This is a genomic window from Xanthomonas protegens (assembly GCF_038442435.1).
In the GTDB taxonomy this organism is placed as follows: domain Bacteria; phylum Pseudomonadota; class Gammaproteobacteria; order Xanthomonadales; family Xanthomonadaceae; genus Xanthomonas_A; species Xanthomonas_A sontii.
The window spans coordinates 204,166-219,269 of the sequence record NZ_JAQJCQ010000004.1 but is presented as its reverse complement, the minus strand read 5'-3'; the positions used below and the strand labels follow the sequence as shown (position 1 = coordinate 219,269).

The 15,104-nt window shown below is 70.7% G+C and carries 15 protein-coding genes and 2 pseudogenes; 9 read left to right on the top strand and 8 right to left on the bottom strand.

Features of this window, described 5'->3' with window-relative positions; translation table 11 throughout:
- Positions 1 to 60 precede the first annotated feature (60 nt).
- Positions 61 to 444, top strand: coding sequence for a YbjQ family protein (locus PIQ37_RS07165; RefSeq protein ID WP_342072925.1), 384 nt, complete (start codon positions 61 to 63; stop codon positions 442 to 444).
- A 37-nt stretch (positions 445 to 481) separates the two neighbouring features.
- On the opposite strand, the pseudogene PIQ37_RS20655 reads toward PIQ37_RS07165, so the two are convergent.
- The 3 genes and pseudogenes from PIQ37_RS20655 to PIQ37_RS07155 form a co-directional block, all read right to left on the bottom strand.
- A pseudogene (locus PIQ37_RS20655) lies at positions 482 to 1,441 on the bottom strand (ATP-binding protein); the annotation flags it as partial.
- Between the two features lie 224 nt (positions 1,442 to 1,665).
- Positions 1,666 to 1,993, bottom strand: a pseudogene (locus PIQ37_RS20650) (two-component sensor histidine kinase); the annotation flags it as partial.
- Positions 1,990 to 2,700: a response regulator gene (locus tag PIQ37_RS07155; protein ID WP_153750682.1), complete on the bottom strand. Its 711-nt coding sequence runs from the start codon at positions 2,698 to 2,700 to the stop codon at positions 1,990 to 1,992. The pseudogene PIQ37_RS20650 and the gene PIQ37_RS07155, both read right to left, overlap by 4 nt.
- Before the next feature lie 325 nt (positions 2,701 to 3,025).
- On the opposite strand from PIQ37_RS07155, the gene PIQ37_RS07150 reads away from it, so the two are divergent.
- The 5 genes from PIQ37_RS07150 to PIQ37_RS07130 all read left to right on the top strand — a co-directional run bounded on the left by PIQ37_RS07150 (position 3,026) and on the right by PIQ37_RS07130 (position 6,473).
- The gene (locus PIQ37_RS07150; RefSeq protein ID WP_342072923.1) at positions 3,026 to 3,301 is read left to right on the top strand and encodes a metal/formaldehyde-sensitive transcriptional repressor; all 276 of its coding nucleotides are present in this window, start codon (positions 3,026 to 3,028) and stop codon (positions 3,299 to 3,301) included.
- Between the two features lie 40 nt (positions 3,302 to 3,341).
- Positions 3,342 to 4,451 (top strand): S-(hydroxymethyl)glutathione dehydrogenase/class III alcohol dehydrogenase, encoded by a 1,110-nt coding sequence (locus tag PIQ37_RS07145; RefSeq protein WP_017908004.1) that lies wholly within the window; start codon positions 3,342 to 3,344, stop codon positions 4,449 to 4,451.
- A gap of 70 nt (positions 4,452 to 4,521) precedes the next feature.
- Positions 4,522 to 5,094, top strand: a complete 573-nt coding sequence (gene gfa, locus PIQ37_RS07140) for an S-(hydroxymethyl)glutathione synthase (protein ID WP_043090701.1) — start codon at positions 4,522 to 4,524, stop codon at positions 5,092 to 5,094.
- A 90-nt stretch (positions 5,095 to 5,184) separates the two neighbouring features.
- On the top strand, positions 5,185 to 6,015 hold the full coding sequence (gene fghA / locus PIQ37_RS07135) for an S-formylglutathione hydrolase (protein WP_342072922.1): 831 nt from the start codon (positions 5,185 to 5,187) through the stop codon (positions 6,013 to 6,015).
- 329 nt (positions 6,016 to 6,344) lie between these two features.
- Positions 6,345 to 6,473: a hypothetical protein gene (locus tag PIQ37_RS07130; RefSeq protein ID WP_342072921.1), complete on the top strand. Its 129-nt coding sequence runs from the start codon at positions 6,345 to 6,347 to the stop codon at positions 6,471 to 6,473.
- Positions 6,474 to 6,687: 214 nt separating this feature from the next.
- Here PIQ37_RS07130 and PIQ37_RS07125 read toward each other — a convergent pair whose 3' ends face one another.
- A complete protein-coding gene (locus PIQ37_RS07125; protein WP_342072920.1) occupies positions 6,688 to 8,097 on the bottom strand; it encodes an aminotransferase-like domain-containing protein in 1,410 nt (469 codons plus the stop codon).
- A gap of 105 nt (positions 8,098 to 8,202) precedes the next feature.
- On the opposite strand from PIQ37_RS07125, the gene PIQ37_RS07120 reads away from it, so the two are divergent.
- Both PIQ37_RS07120 and PIQ37_RS07115 read left to right on the top strand, forming a co-directional pair.
- Positions 8,203 to 8,994: a PhzF family phenazine biosynthesis protein gene (locus PIQ37_RS07120; RefSeq protein ID WP_342072919.1), complete on the top strand. Its 792-nt coding sequence runs from the start codon at positions 8,203 to 8,205 to the stop codon at positions 8,992 to 8,994.
- Positions 8,991 to 9,902 carry a DMT family transporter gene (locus PIQ37_RS07115; protein ID WP_342072918.1) on the top strand — a complete coding sequence of 304 codons (912 nt, stop codon included), beginning with the start codon at positions 8,991 to 8,993 and terminating at the stop codon, positions 9,900 to 9,902. Before PIQ37_RS07120 ends, PIQ37_RS07115 begins: the two co-directional genes overlap by 4 nt.
- A gap of 54 nt (positions 9,903 to 9,956) precedes the next feature.
- On the opposite strand, the gene PIQ37_RS07110 is transcribed toward PIQ37_RS07115, so the two are convergent.
- From PIQ37_RS07110 to PIQ37_RS07100, 3 genes are all read right to left on the bottom strand, one after another.
- Positions 9,957 to 10,295 carry a hypothetical protein gene (locus PIQ37_RS07110; protein WP_017913202.1) on the bottom strand — a complete coding sequence of 113 codons (339 nt, stop codon included), beginning with the start codon at positions 10,293 to 10,295 and terminating at the stop codon, positions 9,957 to 9,959.
- Positions 10,296 to 10,376: 81 nt separating this feature from the next.
- Entirely contained in the window at positions 10,377 to 11,318 is a 942-nt protein-coding gene (locus tag PIQ37_RS07105; protein ID WP_342072917.1) for a DegV family protein, read from the bottom strand.
- Between the two features lie 47 nt (positions 11,319 to 11,365).
- Complete coding sequence (locus PIQ37_RS07100) at positions 11,366 to 11,995, bottom strand: 2-hydroxychromene-2-carboxylate isomerase (protein WP_342072916.1); 630 nt, start codon at positions 11,993 to 11,995, stop codon at positions 11,366 to 11,368.
- A 317-nt stretch (positions 11,996 to 12,312) separates the two neighbouring features.
- Here PIQ37_RS07100 and PIQ37_RS07095 point away from each other — a divergent pair, with 317 nt between their 5' ends.
- Entirely contained in the window at positions 12,313 to 13,146 is an 834-nt protein-coding gene (locus tag PIQ37_RS07095) for a GH12 family glycosyl hydrolase domain-containing protein (protein ID WP_342072915.1), read from the top strand.
- A gap of 207 nt (positions 13,147 to 13,353) precedes the next feature.
- Here PIQ37_RS07095 and PIQ37_RS07090 read toward each other — a convergent pair whose 3' ends face one another.
- The gene (locus tag PIQ37_RS07090; protein WP_342072914.1) at positions 13,354 to 14,958 is read right to left on the bottom strand and encodes a rhamnogalacturonan lyase B N-terminal domain-containing protein; all 1,605 of its coding nucleotides are present in this window, start codon (positions 14,956 to 14,958) and stop codon (positions 13,354 to 13,356) included.
- Positions 14,959 to 15,104: the final 146 nt, after the last annotated feature.

Sequence of the window (15,104 nt, the reverse complement as noted above, 5' to 3'; positions counted from 1 at the left end):
GTGCGTGCGCGCCGGGTCCGCGGTCCGCGGAGCCACGGACCACGCCAGCAGGGGACACCGATGACCGATCCGTACAATTCCTCGCCGCCGCGTGCGGCGGTCTCGCCACTGAACGATGCGATGGTGACCACCGCGCTGGAGCTTCCCGGCCACCGGATCGTGCGCAATCTGGGCATCGTGCGCGGCATCACCGTGCGCTCGCGCTCCATCGTCGGCAATTTCCTGGGCGGGCTGCAGACGCTGTTCGGCGGCAACATCACCATCTATACCGAGCTGTGCGAGCAGGCGCGCCTGGAGACCTACCGGGACATGCTGCAGCACGCGCGGCAGATGGGCGGCAATGCCATCGTCGCGGTGCGCTACGACGCCACCGAGCTGATGGCCGGCCTGACCGAGGTGCTGTGCTACGGCACGGCCGTGGTCGTCGAGGCGAACCAGCGCTGAGTCGATCGACGTGCGGCGGTACGGCGGCGCGGCCGGCTCAGCCGCCGACGGCCTGGCACGGCAGCCGCACGCTGACCCGCAGGCCGCCTTCGGGGCGGTTGTCCAGGGCGATCTGGCCGCCATGCGCCAGCACGATGCTGTGCGCCACCGACAGGCCCAGGCCGATGCCGCCGGTGTCGCGGTTGCGCGAGTTCTCGCCGCGGAAGAACGGCAGGAACAGCTTCTCGCGCTGTGCGGGATCGATGCCGGGGCCGTCGTCGTCGATCCACAGCACGCATTCGCCGGCCTCGTGACGCAATTGCAGGCGTGCGCGCTTGCCATATTTCAGCGCGTTCTCCACCAGGTTCATCACCATGCGCCGCAGCGACAGCGGGTCGCCGTCGAGAGTGATGGCGTCGCCTAGCAGCAGCACCACGTCGGCGCCGGTGTCGCTGGCGTCGTCGACCACGCTTTCCACCAGCAGGCGGAAATCCAGTGGAGAGCGGGTGCCGCGGCGGCTGTCGTTGTGGATGAAGTCCAGCGCCGCGGAGATCATCGCCTTCATCTCGTCGATGTCGGCCATGGTCTTCTCGCGCAGCGGCGGCTGCAGGGTCTCCAGGCGGAACGCCAGCCGCGCCAACGGCGTGCGCAGGTCGTGGGCGATCGCCGCGACCATGTGCGTGCGCTCGTTGATCAGCCGGTTCAGGCGTGCCTGCATCGCGTTGAACGAATCGGCCGCCTGCACGATCTCGCTGGGGCCGCTGCGCCGCAGCGGCTGCGCGTCGGGATTGCGGCCGAGCTGGTCGGCGGCCTCGGCGAAGCGCCGGATCGGCGCCGACAGTGCGCGCGAGAACCACCAGGCCAGCGGCAGCATCGCCAGCATGCCGACCAGGAACAGCATCACCACCTGGGTCTTGAATTCGTTGGAGAACCGGCGTGGCGGCGACATCACGCTGCGCCAGTGTCCGTCGGGTTGGCGCAGGGCCGCGGTGAAGCCGTCCAGCAGCGGTACCGCCGGGGCGAAGCCGCGTTCGCGCCACCCCACGGCGCGCATGGTCGCGCCGAAGGCGCCATTGCGCGGTGCCTCGCCCGGCGCGGGCGGCGGCTCCGGCGGTGGCGGTTGCTGCGCGGTGGCTGGGGGTGACATCTCCGCGGGTGCGGGGACGTCGTCGTCGGCGGCCATGGCATGCGGCGGCGGCGGCGGGCGTTCGCCCAGGCGCAGGCGCAGGCGTTCCAGGCGGCCGTCGCTGTTGCGGTAGAAGCGCACCTGGTCCGGCGCGACTTCCAGCCAGTGCGCCATCAACCGTTCCACGTTGCGGTCGCGCACCTGGTCGCGCGCTGGCAGCGGCGCATGGGCGGTGTCCTGCACCTTGAGGGTCTGGGTGCCGGCCGGCATGCGCGTACTGAGCAGGGCGATCACTTCCGGGGGGTGCACCGGCATCTCGTAGACCGGCGTGCGCAGCACCAGGGCGATGCCGATCAGCTGCGCGGTGAGCAGCGCCACCACCAGCAGCAGGAAGGCGCGGGCGAAGATCGGCACGCCGCGGCGGGCGCGCGTGGGTCCGCTCACAGGCGGGCGACGCTCGGCAGCAGCATGTAGCCCTCGTTGCGCACGGTGCGGATCAGTTCGGTCTGCACGCGCTCGTTGATCTTGCGGCGCAGGCGGCTGATCTGGCTGTCGATGGCGCGGTCGTAGACCTCGGTGTCGCGGCCGCGCGCGTAGTCGAGCAGCTGGTCGCGGCTGAGCACGCGCTGCGGGTGCTCGACGAAGGTGCGCAGCAGCGCGAATTCGCCGTCGGAGAGATTGATGAAGATGCCGGTGGGATCGCGCAGGTCGCGACGGATCACGTCCAGCCGCCAGCCGGCGAACTCGTAGACGTTGCCGCGCGCTTCCGGCGGCAGTGTCGCCGCCTGGCTGCGCCGCAGCAGGGCGCGCACCCGCGCCAGCAGCTCGCGCGGATTGCACGGCTTGGCCAGGTAGTCGTCGGCACCCACTTCCAGGCCGATGATGCGGTCGGTGTCGCTGCCCAGCGCGCTGAGCATGATCACCGCGGGCGCGCCGCGCTCGCTGGCGAGCTGGCGGGCGGCGCTGAGGCCGTCCTCGCCGGGCATCATCACATCCAGGATCACCAGGTCCGGCTGGCGCTCGGCCATCCGCAGGCGCATCTCCGCCACGGTCTCGGCGGTGTCCACCTGATAGCCGTGGTCGCTCAGGAACTCGCTGATGAGTCGGCGCAGATCCGGATCGTCGTCGACGACCAGAATGAAGGATTTCATGTCCACGATCTTGAAGGGCGGCCACACGGGAATTCGCCCAGTCTAGACGTGGCCGCGGCTGCCTGGAACTGGGGGCGGGCAGGGACGTGGCCACCGGCACCGGGGCCCGCGCATGAACGCGTGGCCATCATAGGCAGCAGCGGCGGCGCGAACATGGCGGTTTCGTGTCCTTGGCCGACACGCGTTGCCATGCGCCGGCACCCGTGCGGCGGGGGCGTCCGGCCGCGGCCGGGCCGGCCAGGATGGGGGGCGTAGCGGCGCGGGCGTTTTCTTTTTTCGAAGGCAGGAATACTATCCCCCAGTATAGTTCCCGAGCGCCCGCCACATGCCGCACGCCCCGCACGAAAAGAAGCGCGTCCTCGCCCGCATCCGCCGCCTGCGCGGCCAGACCGAAGCGTTGGAACGCGCGCTGGAGGAGGGGACGGACTGTGCTGCTGTGCTGCAGCAAATCGCCGCCATCCGCGGCGCGGTCAACGGCCTGATGTCGGAAGTGATGCAGGCGCACGTCCGCGAGGAATTCGGCCATGCCGCCACCTCCGAGGCGCAGCGCGCCGCGCGCGTGCGCGAGATGGCGATGCTGGTCCGCTCCTACCTCAAATGATCCCTACCCCACGCCCATTCCGTCAGCCAGGAGAAATCGCATGAAGTCCCGAGCCGCCGTCGCTTTCGAAGCAGGCAAACCGCTGCAGATCGTGGAGATCGATGTCGAACCGCCGCGCCAGGGCGAAGTGCTGGTGCGCATCACCCATACCGGCGTGTGCCATACCGACGCGTTCACGCTGTCCGGCGACGATCCGGAAGGCATTTTCCCGGCGGTGCTCGGCCATGAGGGTGGCGGCATCGTCGAGGCGGTGGGCGAGGGCGTGACCAGCGTCAAGGTCGGCGACCACGTGATCCCGCTGTACACGGCTGAATGCCGCAAGTGCAAGTTCTGCCTGTCCGGCAAGACCAACCTGTGCCAGGCGGTGCGCGCCACCCAGGGCAAGGGCCTGATGCCCGACGGCACCACCCGCTTCTCCTACAACGGCCAGCCGATCTACCACTACATGGGCTGCAGCACCTTCAGCGAGTACACGGTGGTGCCGGAGATCTCGTTGGCCGTGGTCAATCCCGAGGCGCCGCTGGAGAAGGTGTGCCTGCTCGGCTGCGGCGTCACCACCGGCATCGGTGCGGTGCACAACACGGCCAAGGTGAAGGAAGGCGACAGCGTCGCGGTGTTCGGCCTCGGCGGCATCGGCCTGGCGGTGATCCAGGGCGCGGTGCAGGCCAAGGCCGGGCGCATCCTGGCCATCGACACCAATCCGGGCAAGTTCGAGCTGGCGCGCAGCATGGGCGCCACCGACTGCATCAACCCCAAGGACTACACCAAGCCGATCCAGGAAGTCATCGTCGAGCTGACCGACGGCGGCGTGGACTTCAGTTTCGAGTGCATCGGCAACGTGCACGTGATGCGCTCGGCGCTGGAGTGCTGCCACAAGGGCTGGGGCGAGAGCGTCATCATCGGCGTGGCCGGCGCCGGCCAGGAAATCAGCACGCGTCCGTTCCAGCTGGTCACCGGCCGCGTCTGGCGCGGCAGCGCCTTCGGCGGGGTCAAGGGCCGCACCCAGCTGCCGGGCATGGTGGAGCAGGCGATGCACGGCGAGATCGACCTCGATCCGTTCATCACTCACACCCTGCCGCTGGACGAGATCAACGAAGCCTTCCACCTGATGCACGAGGGCAAGTCGATCCGCACCGTCATCCACTTCTGACCGCAGGTCAGTCCGGCGCGCGGCCGTTTCCGCGCATTGCAGCGACGCAACGAACCCGGGAGGGGGCAAGATGAGTACTGTGACGATTCATCCGTCGGTGGATGCCGGCGTGCGTGCCGGCGCGGAGCAGTTCCAGGGCGGTACCCTGGAATGCCATTGCGCCAGCGACAAGGTGGTGGTGGAAGTGGGTGCGCAGACCGCGCACAACCACGCCTGCGGCTGTACCAAGTGCTGGAAGCCGAAGGGCGCGACCTTCTCGGTGGTGGCGGTGGTGGCGCGCGACAAGGTCAAGGTGACGGCGCACGAGGAGAAGCTGAAGGTGGTGGACGAGAGTGCGACCATCCGCCGTCACGCCTGCACCGGCTGCGGCGTGCACATGTACGGCCGCATCGAGAACACCGAGCATCCGTTCTACGGCCTGGATTTCGTGCATACGGAACTGTCGCCGCAGCAGGGCTGGTCGGCGCCGGGGTTCGCCGCCTTCGTGTCTTCGATCATCGAGAGCGGCACGCGTCCGGAGGCGATGGACGGGGTGCGCAACCGCCTGCGCGAACTGAAGCTGGAACCGTACGATTGCCTGTCGCCGCCGCTGATGGACGCGATCTCCACCCACGTGGCGCGCAAGAACGGCGTGCTGCACTGAAGCCCGCTGCCGCGCGCGTCGCCGGTCGACGCGTCGCGGCACCCCGCCTGCGGCCGGTCGCGGCCGCAGGCCCTCTTCCCGGAACTGCCCATGGAACGTATCGAACACCACGCCTGCTGCGGCGGCTGGCAGGACGTCTATCGCCACGACTCGGCTGTGCTCGGCTGCCCCATGCAGGTGGCCGTGTACCTGCCGCCGCAGGCCGAGCACACCACGCTGCCGGTGCTGTACTGGCTCAGCGGCCTGACCTGCACCGAGCAGAACTTCATCACCAAGGCCGGCGCGCAGCGCTATGCGGCCGAGCATGGCGTGATCCTGGTCGCGCCGGACACCAGCCCGCGCGGCGAGCAGGTTGCCGATGCCGAGGGCTACGACCTGGGCAAGGGCGCCGGCTTCTACGTCAACGCCACCCAGGCGCCGTGGGACGCGCACTACCGCATGTACGACTACGTGGTGCAGGAACTGCCGGCGCTGATCGAGGCGCAGTTCCCGCACAACGGCCGGCGCGCGATCAGCGGGCATTCGATGGGCGGCCACGGTGCCCTGGTGATCGCGCTGAAGAATCCGGGCCGCTACCGCAGCGTGTCGGCGTTCTCGCCGATCGTGGCGCCCACGCAGGTGCCGTGGGGCGAGAAGGCGTTCACCGCCTACCTGGGCGAAGACCGCACGCAGTGGCAGGCCTATGACGCCAGCGTGCTGATCGGCAGTGCCAGCGAGCGTCTGCCGCTGCTGATCGACCAGGGCGGCGGCGACGAGTTCCTCGAGAAGCAGTTGCGCCCGCAGTTGCTGCAGGCCGCCGCCGACGCTGCCGGCTATCCGCTGACCCTGCGCGTGCAGCCCGGCTACGACCATAGCTACTACTTCATCGGCAGCTTCATCGGCGAGCACATCGCCTTCCACGCGCGCGCCCTGCAGGGCTGAGCGCGCTCCACCGGCGGCCGCGCGACGCGGTCCGCCGGGCAGGGGGCAGCGCGCTGCGGTGCCGGTCGCAGCGTTCCCGCCTTGCCGTCCGTGGCCGTTCTGCGCGGTGGCAGGGCGGCCACAGGCGCGCGATGCATGCGAGGCTCGCCGAGCCCACACATGACAGCCCGGTGACCGCCGCGGCCGCCGCTTGGCCGGTCTCGTAAACAAACAGGGGCGCCGCAGCACCCGACATGCGGTTGTGCGATCGCGTTCGCGTCTGCTGAGACCGGCGCTGGCTAGATTCCGCAGGATTCGCCCTCGCCACGTCCCTGGATCGGAGCCGCGCCATGTCTTGCCGTCGCATCCTGCTGCTCCCCTGGCAGCGCTGGCGCAGCCCGCTCAGCCCCGTGGCGATGCTCGCCTGCACCCTGGTCGGCGCTTGCGTGGCGCTGGCGATCGGCGCGGCAACGCCGTAGCGCACGCCGTTCCTGGCTGACGTCGATCGCGGTCACGCCGTTTCATGGGACGCGGCCACCGCGGTCGTGTCGCATGCGGGGTGATCGCCGCGATCGGTCGGCGTGCATGTGGAGTTGGATGCATGGCTTCGCTCGGAGGCGGCGCAGGGCGCCTTGCAGGCGCGATGCAAGCAAACGCTGGTGGCGAACTTCGCATCGGGACCGCGGTGCGGCGCTAGCGCGGCAGTCGCGCTGCTAGTTCGCCCAGCCGCCGCATTGCATCTTCCAGCGTCTCGCTCCACGGCTGCCCGCAGCTCAGCCGCAGGTGGTCGGCGTAGTCGCCGCGGCTGGAGAACAGGTGCCCGGGCGAGCTGCCGATGCCCTCGGCGAGGGCGGCTTCGAACAGCGCCTGGCCGCTGCCGGCGTCGGCCAGTTGCAGCCACAGCGACAGGCCGCCGGCCGGGTCGCCGATGCGGGTGCCGGCCGGCCAGTGCCGCAGCACCGCCTCGCGCAGGCGCTGGCCGTTGTCGGCCAGGGTGCGGCGCAGCTTGCGCAGGTGGCGTTCCAGGTCGTGCCGCTCCAGGTAGTCGGCCAGGGCCAGTTGCGGCAGGCTGGCGCCGCCGATGGTGGAGAAGTACTTGGCGCGCACCAGCGTGTCGGTCCAGGCGCCACCGAGCAGCCAGCCCACGCGCAGGCCGGGCGCCAGCACCTTGGAGAAGGCGCCGCAGGTGATCACGTTGCCGTGCGTGTCGAAATGGCGCAGCGGCCGTGGGCGCTGCCCCGACCAGTCGAGTTCGCCGTAGATGTCGTCCTCGATCACCACCGTGCCGTGGCGCGCGCAGCTGTCCAGCAGCGCGCGCTTGGCCGCGTCCGGGGTGAGGCTGCCGAGCGGATTGTTGAAGTTCGGCACCAGCACCGCTGCGCGGGCCGGCGTGCGCTGCAGCAGTGCGTCCAGGCGCGCGGCGTCGATACCCTGACCCGGGCGATTGGGCACTTCCAGCACCTTCAGGCGCAGCGCCGCCACCGCCTGCAGGATGCCGTGGTAGGTCGGGGTCTCGACCAGCACCACGTCGCCAGGCGCGGTGAGCGTGCGCAGCGCCAGGCTGATCGCCTCCATCGCGCCGGCGGTCACCACCACCTCGTCGGCGGCGACGGTGGTGGCGCAGTGCGCGTAGCGCTGCGCGATCTGCCGACGCAGTGCGGCGTGGCCCTGCGGCGGTGCGTAGTCGAGCGCGGCGCTGCGCTGGCGGCGCAGTTGCCGCGCCAGTGCGCCGGCCAGGTGCGCGCCGGGCAGCAGCGCCGCCGCCGGCGTGGCGGTGTGCAGCGGCACCAGGTCCGAGCGCGCGAGCATGTCCAGTACGCCTTGCAGCGCGGGATTGGCGACTGTGCCTGGGGCGCGCCGCCGGGATGGGCCGGTGCCGGTCGGCAGCGGCGTCGCCGCGGCACGCACGAAGTAGCCCGAGCGCGGGCGGGCCTGCACCCGGCCTTCGCGTTCCAGCTGCAGGCAGGCCTGCACCGCGGTGGCGGCGCTGATGCCGTGGCCGGCGGCCAGTTGCCGGATCGACGGCAGGCGCTCGCCGGCGCGCAGCGTGCCCTGGGCGATCTGGTCGCGCAACTGGCTGGCGAGGGCTTCGTACAGGCGCATGCGCAGGCCTCATCTGTATCGGTCGATTTGCAGCGTATCTGACTCTGTGCTGGTCGCCCAGCCGGGCGCACACTGGCCGTGTCCTTCCATTCCCCGAGGCCGCGCGTGCAACTGCCGCTGTTCATCGTCGATGCGTTCACCACGGTGCGGTTCCGCGGCAACCCGGCCGCGGTGGTTCCGCTGCAGGCGTGGCTGCCGGACGCGCTGATGCAGGCCATCGCCAGCGAGAACAATCTGTCGGAGACGGCGTTCTTCGTGCCCGAAGCCGATGGCGCGTTCGCGATCCGCTGGTTCTCGCCGCTGCGCGAAGTGGGGTTCTGCGGCCATGCGACGCTGGCCAGCGCCTTTGTCGTCGCCACTCAGGGCCTGGCGCCGCTGCCGTTGCGGTTCCGCGCCGCGGCGGTCGGCGAACTGGCGGTGGATCGCGAGGCCGACGGGCGCTTCGTCCTGCGCTTCCCGAACCAGGCGCCGACCGCGTTGGCGACGGTGCCGCAGGCGCTCGCGCAGGCGCTGTCGATCGCGCCGCAGGCGGCATACCGCAACGATCAGGCCTACATCGCCGTGTACGCGGACGAAGCCCAGGTGCGCGCGGTAGTGCCGGACCTGGCACGGATGCTGGCGTTGGCGCCGCGCGATGTCGCGGTCACCGCGCCAGGCCGCGAGCACGATTTCGTGTCGCGCTATTTCTGGCCGGCCAACGGCGGCGCCGAGGATCCGGTGACCGGCTCGATCCATGCCGCGCTGGCGCCGCTGTGGGCGCAGCGGCTGGGCAAGCAGGACCTGCGCGCGTGGCAGGCCTCGGCACGTGGCGGCGAACTGGAGTGCCGGGTGCTGCCGGACCACGTGCAGGTGCGCGGCGCGGCCGTGCAGTACCTGCACGGGACGATCGCACTGTGAGCGCGGTGCAGGCAGCGCCTGCGGGCGCGTCGCGGCGTGCGCTGTGGCAGCTGTTGCTGGCCGAGGTGTTGATCGGCTCGGTCGGCGTGTTCGTGCACGAGAGCGGCCAGGATCCGGTGACCGCGGTGTTCTACCGCTGCCTGTTCGGCGCGCTGTTCCTGACCGTGTGCGGCCTGCTCGGCGGGCAGTTGCGCGGCCTGTGGCGCGAGCACGCGCTGTTGCGCGACGCCGCGCTCAGCGGCGTGCTGCTGGTGCTCAACTGGGTGGCGCTGTTCGCCGGCATGGCGCGTTCGTCGATCGGCGTGGCGACCATGGTCTACCACGTGTTCCCGTTCGTCATGCTGATCCTGGCAGCGTTGCTGCAGGGCGAGCGCAGCCGCCGTTCCGACCTGGGCTGGACGCTGCTGGCCTTCGTCGGCGTGGCCTGTTCGGCGGACCCGCTGCGGCTGTGGTCCAGCGCCGACCGCGGCTACCTGGCCGGGATCGCGTTGACCCTGCTGGGCGCGCTGCTGTGCGGCGCGTCGTTGCTGATGTCGCGGCGGATCAGCCGCGAGCGGCCACTGGCGGTGGTGACCGTGCAGTGCTGGGTCGGTGCGGCGATGCTGGCGGGCTTCTCCAGCAGCGCCGCGCTGCACCCCGGCCGCCACTGGTTCTGGCTGGTCGGCCTGGGGGTGATCCACAGCGGCGTGGTGTACGTGCTGTTCTACAGCGCCTACCGGCACCTGCACGTGGCGGCGATCGCGGTGGTCGCCTTCGTCTACCCGCTGGTGACGCTGCTGCTGGACTACCTGTTGTACGGCCACCGGCTGGTGCCGGTGCAGTGGCTGGGCCTGGCGCTGATCGTGCTGGGGACGCTGGCGGTCAATCTGCGCTGGTCCTGGCCGCGCCGGGCGGTGGCCGCGTCCTAGCGCGGCACCGCAGGGCGTCTCGGCCACCGCAGCGCGGCGGCCGTGCCGTTCGGCTCAGCGCACGTCGCGCAGTTCCCAGCCGCTGCCGGCGAGCAGGCGCAGGCGCTGCTTGAGGATGTCGCCGGGGATGCTGGTGGTCGCGGACAGGTCGATGCGCAGATCGTCCTGGCGGCCGGTCACCCGTGCTGCCGGATCGGTCACGCCCAGGGCAGGATCGACCTCGTCCGGCTCCGGCTGCATGGCGCGCCAGCGCTCGAACCAGGCCGGATCGCTCAGGGCGGCCTGCAGCTGTTCGGCGAAGGCGTCGGCGCCGTGCGCCGAGAAGCTCAGCGACGGGTTGCTGCCGCGGGCACGGGCGGGATCGGGCAGGCTGATCGAGTAGGTGACGGCCATGGGCATCTCTTGTGGGCGGTACGAAGCGGCGCAGCCTAGCAGAGCCGGCGGCGACCCGCCGTCGACGCGGCCAGCGGGCGATCAGCCGAAGCGCAGCGCCTCCCCGGCGAAGCCCAGCACCAGCGCGCCCTTGCCGACATTGACCATGCCGGTCAGGCTCATCACGCTCTCCAGCAGCGCCACGCCGTGGCTGTCGCAGGCCTGGCGCAGCGCCGCGTAGCCGGGCAGGGCGCGCAGTTCCGCCAGCTCGCCGCCATAGCTCAGGCACAGCGTGGGCGTCATCAGCCCGGCGGCCACGCGTTTGGCGGCCAGCCCGAACAGCGTCTGCACGGCGTGGTCGAAGCCCTTGAGCTTGGCCACCGGCGCGGTCTCGCCACGGTGGCAGTGCAGCACCGGTTTGATGTCCAGGGCCGAGCCGAGTGCGGCGCTGAGCAGGCCGACGCTGCGGTCGCCCTTGCTGCGCGCGCGGCTGCGCAGGTAGTACAGGTCGCGCGCGATCATGTAGCCATGGGTGTGCTCGGCCAGCGTCTCCAGCCGCTCGCGGATGGCCTGCACGCCGGCGCCGTCGGCACGCAAGCGCACCGCCTCGACGGCGATCACCGCCTGGGCGGCGAACAGGTTGCCGGTGTCGATCACGCGCAGCGCGAACGGCGAGGCATGGCCGGCCGCCTGACGGATCGGCTTGTAGTCGTTGAGGATGGCGAAACCGGCCTGCTGCGCGTGGTCGTGGATCGGGCTGCGGGTCTTGGCGATGGTCAGGCAGAACACGTGGTCGTAGTCGATGACCAGCCGGCTGAGGAACAGCTCGCGGATCTGCGCCACGCTGTACGGCACGGTCTCGGCTTCGGCACCGTGCGCGCTGACCTGTGCGTGCAGGAACTCCAGCGTCGCCGCTTCGTCGCGGTGGTCGGCGAGCACGGTGCCGCCGAGGCGCACGCTGATCGGCAACACCACCAGGTCGTGCTGGGCGATGTAGTCCTGCGGCAGATCGCAGGCGGAATCTACGACGATGCCGATGCGCATCCGCTGAAGCTCCAGTGATTGGGGAAATCGATGGACATGGCGACCGCTCAGGCGTTGCGCTGCACCGCGACCGGCAGCGCGCTCAGGCGCGCCATTTCGCCGCGCTGCAGCAGCTGCGGGTCGGCCAGCACCGCCCGCATCAGCGGGTGCGCGTCGTTGCCCCACAGCAGGGTGTCGTCGATCTGCAGGGTCGGCACGCCGAACACGCCGGCCGCCAGCGCCTGTTCGGTGTTGGCGCGCAGTTGCGCCTTGACCTGCGCATCGGCGGTGGCCGCGGCCACGTCGGCGATGCCCAATGCCTGGCCGACCGGCGCCAGCGCCGCGGCGTCGTCGCCGGCGTGGCCATCGCGCCACAGCCAGTCGAAGAGCGCATCGATGGCCTGCGGCGTGGTGCCGGCGGCGATGCACAGGCGCAGCGCCGTCAGCGGGTTGAACGGATGTGCCGGCGGGAAGCGCAGCGGCACGCCTTGCTGTTGCGCCTGCCACTGCACGAAGCGATAGGTGAACTCGCGCTTGTGCGGCACCTCGGCCGGCCCGCGCGTCTGCAGCTGCGCCAGCACCGCGCCGAACACGATCGGCACCGGCTGGATCCGGGCGAACTCCGGAAGCGCTTTCACCTGCTGCCAGTGCAGATAGGAAAACGGCGAGATGAAATCGAAATACCAGCGCAACGTCATCGTGCTTCTCCGTCATGACCCATCAGCTTATCGCGGCGTCGCGCGCGCTGCGACTGCGTCCATCGCATGCTGCAGTGCGAGATGTCGCTGCCGCCCATTCGCCGGGGCGACCGCAATGCGTAGACGATGCCGTGGCGGAAATCTCGCTGGCGCGCGATATCTGTGAAGCGCAGCGCGGCCGTGGCCTGGATCGCGGTAGCGCTATTGCGCTGGCGCATGGCGCGCGCGGGTCTTGTCATAGCTCGCGGTACGCGCACCTTGCTAGCGTCCGCCGCGGCAGCAGCTTCGCTGCCCCTGCACGCTCAGGAGAGACCGCCATGCACGCTTCCGCTTCCGTTTTCGCCGCTGCTTCGCCGCGCCTTCCCGCCACGGTCGTCAGGTCGCCGCGCGGCTGGGTGCGGCCCCTGCGCGCGCTGTTCGCCGCCGCGCTGCTCGCCATCGCGCCGATGGCGCTGGCCGGGCCGTACCAGGTGTACGGCAACCAGTACGCCTGGGTGAACAACTTCAACGACCCCAACAACGTCATCCAGGGCACGTTCCACAGCGGCAGCACGCCGAGCATGACCGTGACCTTCAATTTCCCCAACGCCAGCCTGTATGGCTATCCGGCGATCCTGCGCGGTTCGCACTACGGCTTCAATCCCACTGCCGACCGCACCTTCCCGCGGCAGGTCTCGGCGCTGCGGTCCCTGCCGGCGACCTTCGCCTACTCGTCCGGCGGCAGTAACCTGGCCGGCGACTTCGCCTACGACCTGTTCTTCCGCTGGGACAGCACGGTGTCCTCCAGCGCGATCCCGCAGGCCGAGGTGATGATCTGGGGCGGCCACAACTCGTACCCGATCGGCACGCTCACCGCCAGCAACGTCATCAGCGCCGGCGGCTACACCTTCGATCTGTGGGAAGGCATGAACAGCGCCGCCGGCTACTACGTCTACACCTTCATCCCGCACAACACCGCCGGCCAGCCGACCCTGCCCAGCAACGGCAATCTCAACATCGACATCAAGCCGTTCCTGAGCTGGCTGCACACCCATCGTGCGCAGGACGGACGCTTCAGCAACGCGATGTACCTGCACGTGGTCGAGGCCGGCTTCGAGGTGGTGCGCGGCAACGGCTGGGCCTGGATCCAGGCCAATATCGGCGCCAACTGAAGCCGCCGCGGGCACCGCCGGGCTCAGGGCGGCGGCGCCGTGCACCGTGCCGCGTTTTTCCAGGCGGCACGGGCGCTCGGCAGGAATGCATCGGAATCGCCAGGCTGCACGCTGTGGCGCACGTCCTCGGCATCGTTGCCGGCGCGTCCAGCCTGGTGCCAGCGTGCGCAGGCAAGCGGCGCCTCTCCAGCACCCCACGATGCCGCCTCACGGCGCGAGCAATTGCACGCTGTCGAAGACGATGCCCGGGCCGAGGAAACCGTTGTCCGGCGAGCCCGAGGCGACGTCGATGTCCAGTGTGTTGAGGCCGGCCTGCACGGCGCTGGCGGGGATGTCGAACAGATAGACGGTGTTGTTGCCGCGGTAGGTGCCGCGGGTGATGCCGCGGCTGTCCGGCTGCTCCGGGCGCGGCGGCGCCGGCTCGCTCCAGCGCTCGTTCACCCGCAGTTGCGGGCGGCCGCCGGCCTGGGTCAGGGTGACGAACAGCCGCAGGCGGTAGGCGTGGACCTGTTCCGGCGAGAGCACGAAGGCGATGCGCGTGGGCGTGTTGACGCCGCGCCATTGCGCCGCCGGGAATGCGTCGAGACTGTCGCGGCCCACGCGATAGGTCAGTGGCCCCCATGGCGCCATGCGCCGGTCGAAGGGATGCGCGTTCGCCAGCAACGCGGCGTTGCGGAAGCCGGCCGGCGTGCCATCGGGATCGCCGATCTGCCAGATCACCTGGCCGGGCAGCGGGACCGCGTGCAGGTCGGCCTGGGCGGTGGCCGCGGCTGCGATCTGCACGGTGTCGTGGGCCACCTCCAGCTCGTTCTGGTACAGCGCGATGCGGTACGCGCCGGGGCGGATGCCGGCGATGTGGAAGTGACCATCTGCGTCGGCCCTGGCCCAGTACTGCGCCTGCGCGTTGCGCAGGACAACCACCGCCGGCTGCCCCGTCGTGATGCCGGAGACCTGGCCGGCCACCGCGCCGCGCTCCGCCGCGCCCAGGAAGCCCTGCAAGCCCAGCGACGCGTCGACGAAGCGCAGATCCGGCGGCACCTGCGCTTCCGCGCCGCCGCGGCTGAACTGCAGCACGTACACTCCATGCAGGCCGCCGCGGTACGGCTCGGTCTGGGTGTGGTTGGAGAACATGTAGTTGTACAGCTCGTGGGTGCGCGCGGTCCGCTGCGTGGCGATGTCCTTGAAGAACGGCCCGCCCGCGCTGTGTTCGCGATCGCCCATCCACATGCGCACCGCGAGGCCGGGGCCGCTGACGCCATGCACGGTGTCGTCGATCGCGCGCCGCGCCGAGTAGAACTTGGAACTGGTGCGGCCGTCCGGCAGCAGGAACACGTCCTTGCCCTCGATCGCGGTGCCGACGTTGGAATCCGGCTCGCGTTCGGCATCGGGCAACTTCGCCGCGTCGAGCCGGGCGATGAAGCGCAGTTCGCCGACCGGCAGCAGGGTCGGCGCGTAGGTGGCCAGGTAGAGCGCGTCGCGGCCCTTGCGCGCCATGTAGTACTGCACAAGGTCGCCGGCGCTGGCCGAGACCACGATGGTGTCGCCGACGGTGCGCACGGCGACGCGGGCGCTGCCCAGGCCCGAGGCGATCTGCGTGTGCTTGGCTTCCGGGCTCTCCAGTTCGATGCCGCGGTAGCGCAGGGAGACCACGTCGCCGGTGTGGGCGTCCACGCTGAACTGCAGATCGGCGCCGCTGTCCACGACGAAGCGCTCGCCGACCCTGGCGACGCCGAAGCGGCTGGCGTCGGCCCATGCGGGCGCTGCACTGGTCAGCGCGAACAGGCACAGCAGCAGGCGAGGCAGGCGGGGCATGGCGGTGCGCGCAAGGGCAGGAAGGCGCACAGGCTACTGCGCGTCGGTGCGGTGCCGGATGTCGCCGGCGCGCGCCGGTCGGGTGGCGCTCAGCCGCGCGCGGTCGAGCGCGGTCGAGCGCGAGGAAGGCGTTGCCGCCGGGGGGA